The organism is Pseudobutyrivibrio sp. 49 (assembly GCF_900100545.1).
Classification (GTDB): domain Bacteria; phylum Bacillota; class Clostridia; order Lachnospirales; family Lachnospiraceae; genus Pseudobutyrivibrio.
In genome coordinates, this window is record NZ_FNDP01000025.1 from 17429 (window position 1) to 30179 (window position 12751).

Sequence of the window (12751 nt, forward strand, 5' to 3'; positions counted from 1 at the left end):
TGCTTCTACTTTCTGTATGCCTTGTCAACAACATTGATTGCAACCTCTGCCTCATACTCTGTTCCGCAGAACTCATATAAAACTGTGATAGTCTTCTTTCCTGTCTCAGCTGTAACATCCTCAGGAACTGTCACCTTAAGACCTTCATTTATAGTTACTTTCTTGCCGTTTTCAAGAGTTGCTCTGATTCTAATATCATCAGTCTTAACTTCCTCGCCAACCACATACATTCTTACTGACTTCTGAACCTTTGAAGTCTTAACAACCTCAGCTGCCTTAACTGTTCCTTCAGCAACTTTCTCTGTAAAGAATGTAGCCTCATCAGCCTCTGGCTCCTCTGTAAGGATTAACTTGCCATTTACTGATGCAAGGTAATATCCGTGGTAAAGGGCACTTTCAAAGGTTACGCCATCACCTGCAAGACCCTTGATAGTTCTGAAGGTCATAGCCTTAGCTTCATCCTTTGTGCCATTTACATCCTGCGAAAGAACAACACTGTAGTTACCATTCTTATCAGCCTTACCAACTGTCAGGTACATACCTGGCTTGTAGTTTGACTCGATTGATACCAAAGCATCATTGTTCTTATTAAGCTTGCCTGGGTTGATTTCCCACTCAGCATTCTCACCGTCATTTACGAAGTCGCAGCCAACAGCCTTGCCTGTCATTGGATAATCACCATCATCAAGAGTGTTTTCGAATTCCTTAACGAAGATTGTGTTCTTCTTAGAATCGTAAATCTTGCTGACTGTTCCTGTAAGACCAACTGCTGTCTTCTTGATATATGGAATTGTTCCATCAGAGTTAACCTTGAACTCTTCGCAGCAGGCAACTCTTCTAAAGCCACTTCCGTGTGGAAGGCTGCCATCGTGGTAAACGAAATATGTATGACCCTTGAAATCAAATACTGCCATGTGGTTTGTATTTGAAGTAGCGCTTGGCTCCATTACAACATCGCCGAAAGTCCACTCATTATTGAGGAAGTCTTCGAGGCTGTCGCAATATGCGTAAGCCATCTGCTCTCTCCAGTCATAAGCGAAGAACATGTAGTATCTGTCCTTGCCATTTGCAAGCTTGTGCTTGTAATAGTAAGGAGCCTCTGTAAACTGATGTCCACTTGGCATTCCCTTAATTACGCCTACCTTGATATCAGCGTTCTTCTTGTCAGATGCCTTCTCCACAGAAAGCTTATCCTCGTTTCCATCCTTATCAACGATAGAAATCATATCCTCGTTAAGCTCGCAATTGAAGAAACGAACATTTCCCCATCCAAGGATTCGGTGTTCCTTACCATCTTCATCCTTCTCAATCCAGAAGGTAGGATCGATATCTTCCCATGTTGAAACTCCATCGTAAGTATCAACATTCTTTACAAGTGGCTTTCCGATATCCACAAATCCACCTGTAGGAGAATCTGAAACAGCAACACCGATGCACTTGCCACCGCCGTAGCTGCCCTTTGCCTCTGAGCAATAGTAAAAGTAGTACTTGTCGCCATACTTAACTACCTGACCTGCCCATGCGCTGTTCTTATCCTGTACCCATGAGATGTTGCCATCATTTAAGAATTCGCCCTCATAAGTCCAATTTTTCATATCCTTTGATGAGTAGCATCTCCAATCTGGCATCTTGTAGCTTTCGTTTGTTGATGTGTCGTGACCAACATACGCATATACGGTATCACCATCTACAAGAATAGAAGGATCTCCACCGTAAAGGATGTCACCGTTCTCATCAAATCCAAGCATTGGGTTGCCTGAGTTGCTCTTCTGAAGAACTATCTCTTCTGCCTCATCATCAAAGTCGTTCCAATCAGAACCTGTAAGAGCTGAATACTCATCAGCTGTGATTGGCATTACATAACCGTGACGATACTTAATCTTGTTGTAAGAACCAAGCTTGTCATCCTCAACAAACTCAAAGTCACCAGAGGCTAAATCTGTAGTAACTACTGGATAGTAGCCCTGACCTCTTGCGAATCTGTCGATAAGTAAGCACCACTGGTCCTCACCATCTTCATTCTTCTCATTAAGCTTGAAGATGATTGGTCCCTCTACTGCACCAACCTTTCCAGGAAGTGACTTATCAAGGAACTTAGAATTAATATCCTTAAAGTTGCCAAGAACTCTGTCTGCAACATCAATCTTGATTGAACCGTTAGACTCGTTCTTTGTGTAACGATAGTACTTTCCATCGTTGCCCTGAATCATTGTAGAATCGATTACCTTAATGATTACGCCATCACTGTTGCGTCCACCTTCGTGATAGAGCTTTGGCTCCGTGAAATGAACGAAATCACGTGTCTTTGCATAGTAGATTGCATGGTTCTCATAATCCTGAGTAACCTTTTCATTCTCATCTACCTCAAGTCTGGTAGCTGACCAGTAAACTACGTACTCACCTGTCACATCATCGTAAACAAACTCTGGTGCCCAAGTACAACCTGCGTTTTCTGGTGCGATTTCAGCAAGCCATGGCTTTGACCAGTGAACCAAATCACTTGATTCCCAAACCACGATGCTGTGGCTTCCGTTACTACCTGCTGCTGGCCATGCATTTGACTTGTTGTGATAAATGCTAAGGTCAGTAGAAATCATGTAGAACTTGTCACCCTCAGGTGTTCTTGCGATGTACATATCACGAAGACCACTCTCACCGATTGTACTTGTGATGATTGGATTATTGTTGTTAAGGTCTTCCCAGTTGAAACCGTCCTTTGAAACTGAGAAGTATACCTGCTCGTCACTTGCTGCACCTTCTGTGCCTGTGAAGTGAACGAATAAGTATCCAACATATTCATCAACAGCCTTAGGAGCCTTGATTACTTTGCAATTAAACTTCTTTGTTACGCTCTCATCATCCTTTGTGAAGGTAGCTGTAAGTGTTACATTTGTATCCTTTTCCTGACGTGTAACCACACCTGCAGGAGTTGCATCATAGCCAGCGTTCTTTACTGTCTTTGTGCTGATTACATCCTCATCAGAAGATTCCCATGAGATGCTTACTCCGTTTACTTCTGATGGAAGTGAGATGTTACCCTTAATCTTGTTCATATCAGGGATTACATAGTTGTTTGCTACATAGTTTACATCCCCGATTTCCTCAAGACGTGCAACCTTGCCAGCAAGGTAAAGTCTTGCAACATCTTCATTCTTGTATGCTCTGTTATATACCTTTACATTATCGAAGTAGCCTCTGAAGTAATCATCTGCTGAGTAGAATGACTTACCAAGATATCCAAGTAAATCCTCTCCCAAGTCAGAAACCTTCATACCAAGCTTCTTGTTAACTCCGATGAGCTTTCCGTCTCTGTAAAGAGACATCTTTGAACCATCAACTACGATTGTGATGTTGATCCATGTGCTTGCAGTGTTTGGATATTTAGCTGAAGCCTCAACCTTCTTCTCATCACCACCACCGTTTTTGGTAATAGCAAGCTTCTCTGCTGTAGGCATTGCCTTGTAGAATAAGTACTTGCTGTTGTCCTGACCAAATGTGAATGTGAAGTAATTTCCTGTTCTTGTTACTTCCTTTACATCAAAGGAAATTGTCATCTTGTTTCTGTTATCAAAGAATCCCTTAGGGAATTCAAGATAAGAATTGCTTCCGCCTACAGAATCATCACCGCTAAGGTAAAGTACCTTGCCGTAATCATCATCTGAAACGTACTCGCCCTTGAAGGCATATCCATCATTTCCATTTCCTGAAACATCCTTAACAACGCCCTTTGAAAGTGTTTCATTGAAGTTGTACTCAAGAATTGGCTCTGCCTTAATCTCTTCACCTTCAACTACTACGTTAACCTTGAAGGTATCGCCGCCCTTGATGAAATCCTCAGAGCCGAGATTAAAGATTGGAAGTCCATCCTCATCAAATAATACCGTCTTTACGTATGCATTTCTGCATGGATCGTAAAGTGGGTCACCGCTGTGTGTAGCGTGGCTCTTAGACTCTCTTGCATGATAAACAATTACAAGATTTCCATTCTCATCATATGTAAATGAATTGTGACCTGGGCCAGAAACTTCATCGTCGAAGTCTGAGCTTGTAAGTATCGGATATGGAAGCTTTGTCCAATTGCTTACATCTGTAAGGTCTGCCTTCTCATCAGCATACATAAGACCAACGCAATACTCAGAACCTGTACCTGATGCTGAGAAGGTCATATAAACCTTACCATCCTTATGGAACACTCCTGGTCCCTCATTAACCTTGTATCTTACTAATTCCCAGTTGAACTCCGGCTTTGTAAGAAGCTTTGCTTCGCTTGTAAGCTTTGTAGGATTCTCTGGGTCAATTGTGGCGATGAAGAGATAGCTTAATCCATCAGGGTTCTGAGAATTCTTCGTCTCGTCAGCCCAGATAAGATAGTGCTCTCCGCCTGCCTCAAAATATGTCATATCAAGTGACATGCCATTTAAAATGTTGTCGCCGCTAACTGGCTTAACAAGCTCTGGCTCTCCCCACTTATCTGCATCAAGCATGCTCTCCTTCTTAGGATTGCCTTCAAACTTGATCATGAATGGGCGGATGTTAAAGGTAGTGCCGCTGCCTGTATTAAGACCAGCTGTTGCAACAAGATACCAGCTCTTTCCGATTTTGTGCATCTCAGGTGCCCAGATAAATCTTCCAAGACTCTTGCTTGTGTTCTCATCCCAAACACTAACCTCTTCAGCTGTAGCAAGACCTTCGATTGTCTTTGCGCGTCTAAGGATAATTCTGTCGTAACCATCCTTATCACCGCTGCCATCCATAGGATAAGAAGCTGTGAAATAGTAGTATCCATCATCCTCGTTATAAACTACATATGGATCTGCTCTCTCTGGAATCAAAGGATCAGCTGCATCTGTAAAGTTTCCAGAACCACCAATCACACCTTCAAGTGTGTATGTGCCCGGAAGCTCTAAATCAACATTATCGATACTGTCCTCTGTAAATCTAAGTGAGTAAGTGTTCTTTGTTCCATCAGAATACTCAGCCTTTACTGTGTTCTTCTTGATGTACTTATCAAGAATCTCTCTGAACTCTTCCTGTGATGTCAAAGCATCAACTTTGATTTCCTCTGTTGGAAGCTCGCTAAGAGAGGTGTTGTAAGGGTTTGTAAATTTCTCTACAACTCTTTCATATTCTTCATTTGTAAGACCGATTTCTGATGGACTAACTGCATTGTTAGGAGAGTTTTTAACAGTTTCAAATTCAAAGGCATCATCATTGATACGAAGTGGTGTATCAAACTTCTTCATATCCTTTGATGTCACAAGATATAATCCATCATCTGTTCCAAGATAAATCTCATATCTTTCATCAGTCATATCATATACAGCTGCTGCTTTTCTAACATTAGAAACGTTACCTAAGGCAAATTCCTTTTCCTCTGTATATGTAATCAAATCTTCTGATTTGTATGTAAGGAGCTGACCACCGCTTGTGGCTACCATAAAGAAGCCTTCTCCATCAGCCTCTCTTACAATAACTGGGCTAGAATAAGATTTATTTCCAAGTGCTGTATAAAGAATTGGTTGATTCTTATGGAGTGCTGTAAACTTGCCATCCTTTTCAGCGGCAATCATCATACCCCCGTCCTGGCCAACTGCAGGATTGCTATTAGTATAAGTAATAACATCCTTGCCTTCCTTTAATACAACAACCTTAAAGTCTTTTTTATCACCATCAATATTTGCTGTAAGTGTAACCTCTTTATTCTTGTTAGAACGTGTTACCTTACCATCTGCTGTAATGACCTTGTCATCACTTGTTTCCCAAGTAATTTTCTTGCCATCATACTCATCTGGAAGATTAATATCCTCTGTCACATATCCTGCGTTAAGTGAAAAATCAACCTCAGCCTTTTCACCAACTTTTCTATCAAGATATGCCTGATATAAATCCTTTACATCACTGTCTGAAAGGCTTCCTCTGTAGATTTTAAAGTTATCTACATATGCCTTACAATATTCGCCGCTTCCCCAATTTGCGCGACCAATAAGTGTTATTGGCGAATCCTTCAGTATATCCTCAAGAGCGAACCCTGATTCGAAGGTTGCCTTCTTCTCACCATCCACATAAATGATTGTGGCATCCTTTGAATAAACTGCTTCCAAATGATTCCATGTGTTAAGCGAAAGTGATGCAGTTGCACAACCTGGTCTAGAGCCATTATTGTGATACTGCTCTGCTTTGAAATCGCTTCCTTTTTCAAGGAAGGCTCCAATGTAATGCTCGTAAGGATAGCTCTGTGCATTTGAATCTGGTGCTGCATAGAACAACCAGTTTGCGTCAGTTCTTAAAAACTGCACATCTGCAGAAATTGATACTGAATCGTATCCACCAAGAAGCGAATCCCCATCCTTGGTAGTTACTGTCAAATACTGATTTGAGCCGTTAAGAGAAAGTGCCTGTGAGCCATCGTAGCTTGTTGTAATACCGTATGAACCAGAAGCTTTTGCACTGGCTCCTGTCATTGTTTCGCCTTCATCGAGATCTTCAAAATCAAAGTCTGCAATAAGCTTAAGCTCTGTTTTTTCTTCCTCTTCTGACTTTAGAAGCTTCTCTTCTTTGAGCTCATCCTCTTCTAGTTCTTCATCAAGCTCATCCTCAGCTTCTTCAGCATCGTCGACATCTTCATCAACATTATTCTCTTCTGTCGCCTCATCTGTCGGTTCCTTCTGATTCTCAGTAGCTTCGTCATCTGTTTCAGATTCTTCATCTACTGTAGCATCCTCAGAAGTCTCTTCTGTAGAATCCACATCATCTACAGCCGCATCAGTTGCTTCTGTTGCACGAACCAAAGAAAGACCTGCATCAGGAACTGATCCCGACCAGGCCAAAGCAAGTGCAAGCAAAAGCGCAGTTGTGCGTTTCAACTTTTTGTCATGCTTCATTCTTATTCCCCCATTATTTTTTTAGCACCCTCTCCTAAAGTGCCTTGTAGTACCATGATATCCTCAGGAATGTAATGGGTAAATAGAATTTCTTTCACAGTTTCGTCACAGCTTTCGTAAAAATTTAGCCTTGAATTAAAAAAGGTAGAAAAATTTTAGATAATGTATCTAAAAATTTTCTACCTATAAAACTAAAATATTTTTATTTTATTTAAACTATATCCTTTTACAGCACATCATTTCGCTTTATGTACGCCGGCGTTACGGACTCGGATACAATCTTCTTCACGTTCTTAACCTTCACCCATTTATCAATTACCGCATTTTCGATATAGGTTCCATCACTGATATCAGAATATGAAAGTATGATGGAGTTCTTTATAATAGCGCCCTTTCCAATATGAACATGACGTCCAATAATTGAATTCTCAACGGTTCCTTCAATGGTAGCTGCATTACATACCAGTGAATTTACCACCTTAGCACCTGGATAATAGTGTGTTGGGCAGGCATCTGTGGTATGTGTATAGAATGGCCAATCTTGCTTGAAGAAATCCATTGCTGTGCCATAATCCAAAAGCTCCATGTTTGCCCTATAGAAGTCATCAAGACTGGTGATTGCTGCAAAATATCCCTTGTGCTGATAACCTCTGATATCAAGAGTGTCACAGCTGAGCGCGATAATATCTGCAAAAGAATAAGCACTGGATTCTCTCTTAGCCTTCTTGATAAGCGCTACGAATAAATCCTTGGACATGACATAAGTGTCCATGCTGATATTCTTATCCTTGGCTGTGCCCATGTTTCTAGTGAGACTCTGAACACCCTTTTGCTTATTCAGCTCCACAACATTGCAGGCTCTATAGTATTCCTTAGCCTGATCAACCTTGTGATACAAAAGTGTGATATCATTGCCTGCCTCCACATGGTCATCCAAAAGCTTTTGAAAATCCTGCTTAAATACCATATAGCTAGGAGCTACGATTACATAATCCTGAGGCATACGCTCAAGTTGCTCCAAGTTTTCCATGTATGCAGTAATGTCAGTATTGTAAATTGAGTTTGCTCCATTCTGCTGTGTAAAAAGCAACTGCAAACTACCTCGTTTTGAGTTGATATTATAATGACGACCTGAACCAATATGCTCCACCAGTGAACGAGGTCTACTATTCAAATATACGTGTATACGATTTATGCCACTGTTACTCATGTTGGAAAGTGGGAAGTCGATTACACGAAATCTTCCGATAAATGTGAAGGCGCCAATTGGGCGATAATCATGAAGACCTTCAACTCTGATATAGTTAGGTGCCGAATTAATTACACCAAATGCTTTATTTGCCATAGTTTAATCCTCCCCCTTTACATTTTTTGCCACCAGAAGGATTTCTTCACTCTTCTTTTCTCCTACCTTTGCATTCTTGCCAATGCGAACATTCTCTGCAACAAGAGCTCTTGTAACTACAGCTCCCTCTTCCACAATAGCACCTGGCATCAAAACAGAATCGATAACCTTTGCTCCAGGAGCAATCTTACAGTTTGTAAATATAACTGAACGCTGTACCGTTCCACCTACTGCTGCACCCTGATTGATATATGCCCCATCAATCTTGGCTGTTGATGCAATGTACTGAGGAGTAATTCCCGTGTCTTCTGTATAAATCTTCCATGAAGTATCGTCCAAATCCAGCTCGTTATCGCTATCAAGAAGATCCATATTTGCTTCCCAAAGGGAATCAATAGTTCCTACATCTTTCCAATAGCCCGAGAACTCATAGGCGCAAAGCTTCTTTCCATCATTCAGCATAATAGGAATAATATCCTTACCAAAATCATGATCAGAATCTGGATTCTTCATATCTTCTACAAGAAGCTTACGAAGTGTCTTCCATGTAAAAATATAGATACCCATTGAAGCAAGGTTACTCTTTGGCTTCGCTGGCTTTTCCTCGAACTCGATGATACGACCATTGCCATCAGTATTCATAATACCAAAACGGCTTGCCTCTCTTATTGGAACACCGCGAACTGCAATTGTTGCATCCGCTCCCTGCTCCTTATGATATCTAAGCATCTTGTCATAATTCATCTTGTAAATGTGATCACCTGAAAGAATAAGAATATACTCTGGGTCATAGGCATCTACAAAATCAATGTTCTGAGAAATGGCATCCGCTGTTCCTCTGTAAACATCAAGTCCTGAATCAGCTCTCTCTCTTGGAGTCAAAACAAATACGCCACTGTCCTTTGTATCAAGTCCCCATCTACCGCCTGCGGCAACATAGCTGTTCAACAAAACAGACTCGTACTGAGTAAGAACTCCAACAATGTCAATTCCTGAATTTGCACAATTACTAAGTGGAAAATCGATGATGCGGTATTTACCGCCATAAGAAACTGCAGGTTTGGCAACCTTACTGGTCAGTTCGTGAAGACGACTGCCTCGGCCACCTGCTAAAATCATAGCTAGCATATTGGTCTGAGCCATATATTATTCCTCCCTCGACAAATAATAACATTACATTCTCTTAATTAATATTCTAATAGTTTTGCACAAAAGTCGCAACAAAGATAATATATTTATTGTGAAAATTTACAGATAAATTTAGCGCAATTTGATTTAGCTTTTTATGATGTGGTATTGCTGAGTATTGTCATACTTTTCAAATTATTCTGAATATAAAAAAATAGTAATTTTTCTATTGACGAATGGATAAAACCATAGTAATATATGTCTTGTCGCTGAGGCAAACACCTAAACGACAGACAACATGGTTCCTTGGTCAAGCGGTTAAGACGTCGCCCTCTCACGGCGAAAACAGCGGTTCGATTCCGCTAGGAACTGCTAAAGCATCGCAATAGCGATGCTTTTTTTGTATCTAAAAATGGACTTCCCAAAACAGGGAAGCCCACTCACTTTTCTATATTAATCTACAGTCACTTCCATCTTTCCGTTCTTCCAGTCAAGAATTGGTCTGGCATCAGGTGTGAATAAATTATCTACTGGAATATCCTCGCGGTTGAAAAAGCGATGTTCCAACACCTCAGAATCCTCATCAGAAATGGTTCCTGTATAAGTATCAGTAATAAAGATAACAGATAACGAATAAACCACATCCTTATTTGGATATGTTATTACTCTGTCTTCTCCAGAATACAGTCCAAATAATCTAAGTTTATCCACATGAATTCCTACTTCTTCAAACAGCTCTCTTTTCGCTGCCTGCTCGTAAGTCTCATATGCATCTAATGCGCCTCCTGGCACACACCATTCTCCAGTATCACTTCTCTTCTGAAGAAGCACCTGTCCCTTATCATTTTCTATTAAGACACCACAACCTACTCCTATAAGCAAATCATGCCCTACGTATTTACGAAGTTTTCCTATGTAATCCATTTTATGTCTCCTTTTATTTTTCTAGTAAGTATTATCTAGTCCTGCTTAAAGCTGTTGCAATTGAAACACCTACCATCTCATTATATGGAATCATTGTAGCTTGTAGGGCATGATAAATATCACATTTGCCCGGCCACACTGTGTCCAGAAGTTTGTTGTTCTGGTCCAGCTGATGAAACCAGGAACCAGTCTCATGGTCAAAAACATACTTATCTAGATATTCCATAAATGCAGCGTAGTCTTCCTTATACTTTTCATTTCCTGTCACTCTGAACAAAACTGCAGAAGTATTAATAGCCTCTGCCAATGTCCAATGCATTCTGTCATGTACAATTGGTTTGCCATCCCATCCAGTGGTGTAGCAAATACCCGGTGCACCGTCCACGTTCCAGCCATCCTCTATGGCGCGATTATAAAGCTTTTCAGCAATCTTGATATAGTCATTTACATTCTCGCCATTGCTTCCGTATGTAGAAATAGCCCACTGTACTATAAGCCTTGCCCACTCTATGCCATGGCCTGGTGTAGCACCATATGGTTTGAAGCAATCATCAGGCTTATCCTTATTGCACTCTAAATCAGGTATCCAGTCACTTGTAAAATGCTCAGGAATTCTGTACTCATTGTCGCGAGCCCATCCGATTACAAAATTTATAATTCTTCCAGCGCGGATTCGATAGTTTTCATCCTCCAGCGCATCTGCCACTGCAAGAAATGCTTCCACGGAGTGCATGTTTGCATTCATACCACGGTATTCGTCAAGCTTTGTAAACTCAGTGTTCCAGGTGTCAACTGAAAGACCTCGCTCACCTTCCCAGAAATGTGCATCATAAGCTGCAATAGCCGATTTGAGCAATTCCTTTGTCTTTGGTCGCTTTGCAAGATATGCAGACGTAGCCGCCAGAATAACAAATGCATGTGCATAGCACTGCTTATTAGGGAGAATCTCGCCATCAGCAGTAATGCCAGCATACCATCCTCCATGGTCCTCATCATAAAGCTCGCCAAACAAACCTTTCAATGCAGCATCAGCCAATGCCTCGCTGCCTTCATGCCCCAGCATCACTCCAAGAGAATACACATGAGCCATTCTGCTTGTAATCCAGGTCTCACGCGGTCTATCCTTCCATGGCGTGCCATCATCTCCTAAATAATAAGAGCCTCCACCAGGGGATGGAAACTGATGTCCAAAGGACAGCAGACTGTTTCTCATCTCTCTGACAAAGGCTTTGTTTTCAGGTGTATCAAGTTGGTATTTTCCCATAGTAGATATCCCCCTTATCCACTGATGCTGAATTAATCTAGTAACCCTATCTTTTTTAATGCTTGAAAAACCCCTTCTTCGTCGTTGCTCGAAGTGATGTTAAAATCGGCTTTCATATCCTCTGGAGCATTTTCCATCAAAAATGGTGTGCCGACAGTTTTTAACATCTCAATATCATTATAATGGTCTCCGAAGGCGACTGCATCATTTTTATTAATATTTAATTTCTCGCAAAACATTTCTACTGCAATTCCCTTGTTTACTCCCTTTTCCATCACCTCAAGGAGGATATCAGATGACTTAACAATAGAAAGGGAAGGATATTTTTTCTTGAGAAACGCTTCAATTTCATCTATTTCGTCAGGGTTGCACATACAAAGGAATTTACCTATTTCCATACCATTTGGAATATCATCCACGGTGCCTTTTGTGGACTGAACCTCAACGATATTTTCCTCTTTGATGACTCTCTCATCGGATTTGTCATTTACAATCCAATCGTCCATGGTATACACATTCCATGTACAATCCCAGCCTTCTTCCGTAATAGCCTTTATCAGGCTCGAAACAGTAGGCTTGCTGATACCTTTCGAAAAGATAATTTCTCCATCCTCTCCTAAAATCAATGCACCACTGTAGCAAATAATAGGAGCTACAAAATTATATCTTCGAAAAATAGGATAAACTCCAGAAGGTCCTCTGGCTGTCACTATGACAAACGGAATGCCCTGACGCTTCAAATTCTTTATGGCATTTTCGGTGTTTTCTGACATCCTATGGTCACTGTTAAGCAGTGTGCCATCGATGTCGCTAAATACTATTTTGTAATTCATGCTGTCTCCATTTATCTAGTAATTAAATAGTTCTACAGGAAAATTATAGGCCCCTAAAAGATAATCGAGTAGGAGGAATTTCTCATAAGTGAGAAATTCCGACCTCTCACACCACCGTGCGTACCGTTCGGTACACGGCGGTTCAATCAACTTAACAAGTAACACACCTTTCGGTGTAGTAATCTAACATTGAGACTAATCCAAATGAGGTTAGTCTCTTTGTACTTATAGCCTTTTGTACCCATCCATTGTGAGCGAGTCTTGCATATCTGTCTCCACAATAGGAGATGTTATACGCTGCCCATCTTGGTACGTCCAGCTTCATCAAATTCTTAGCTCTATTCTGCGGAGTCTTCCAATGCTTCCAAATACACAT

General features: G+C 41.0%; 6 protein-coding genes, 1 tRNA gene and 1 pseudogene. 1 reads left to right on the top strand and 7 read right to left on the bottom strand.

The annotated features are described in order from the left end of the window. Positions 1 to 5 precede the first annotated feature (5 nt). The 3 genes from BLP54_RS14255 to BLP54_RS14265 form a co-directional block, all read right to left on the bottom strand. The gene (locus tag BLP54_RS14255; protein WP_143002041.1) at positions 6 to 6881 is read right to left on the bottom strand and encodes a family 43 glycosylhydrolase; all 6876 of its coding nucleotides are present in this window, start codon (positions 6879 to 6881) and stop codon (positions 6 to 8) included. Between the two features lie 226 nt (positions 6882 to 7107). After that, positions 7108 to 8226, bottom strand: a complete 1119-nt coding sequence (gene glgD / locus BLP54_RS14260) for a glucose-1-phosphate adenylyltransferase subunit GlgD (RefSeq protein ID WP_090170915.1) — start codon at positions 8224 to 8226, stop codon at positions 7108 to 7110. Between the two features lie 3 nt (positions 8227 to 8229). Further along, positions 8230 to 9369, bottom strand: coding sequence for a glucose-1-phosphate adenylyltransferase (locus BLP54_RS14265; protein ID WP_090170918.1), 1140 nt, complete (start codon positions 9367 to 9369; stop codon positions 8230 to 8232). Positions 9370 to 9654: 285 nt separating this feature from the next. On the opposite strand from BLP54_RS14265, the gene BLP54_RS14270 reads away from it, so the two are divergent. Next, positions 9655 to 9726, top strand: a tRNA-Glu gene (locus BLP54_RS14270). Positions 9727 to 9807: 81 nt separating this feature from the next. Here BLP54_RS14270 and BLP54_RS14275 read toward each other — a convergent pair. The 4 genes and pseudogenes from BLP54_RS14275 to BLP54_RS15995 all read right to left on the bottom strand — a co-directional run. Next, on the bottom strand, positions 9808 to 10278 hold the full coding sequence (locus BLP54_RS14275) for an NUDIX hydrolase (protein WP_090170920.1): 471 nt from the start codon (positions 10276 to 10278) through the stop codon (positions 9808 to 9810). Positions 10279 to 10309: 31 nt separating this feature from the next. Beyond that, positions 10310 to 11542, bottom strand: a complete 1233-nt coding sequence (locus BLP54_RS14280) for an AGE family epimerase/isomerase (RefSeq protein ID WP_090170923.1) — start codon at positions 11540 to 11542, stop codon at positions 10310 to 10312. Positions 11543 to 11574: 32 nt separating this feature from the next. Beyond that, positions 11575 to 12375: a Cof-type HAD-IIB family hydrolase gene (locus BLP54_RS14285; protein WP_090170926.1), complete on the bottom strand. Its 801-nt coding sequence runs from the start codon at positions 12373 to 12375 to the stop codon at positions 11575 to 11577. 151 nt (positions 12376 to 12526) lie between these two features. Beyond that, positions 12527 to 12751: pseudogene (locus BLP54_RS15995) on the bottom strand (group II intron reverse transcriptase/maturase); the annotation flags it as partial.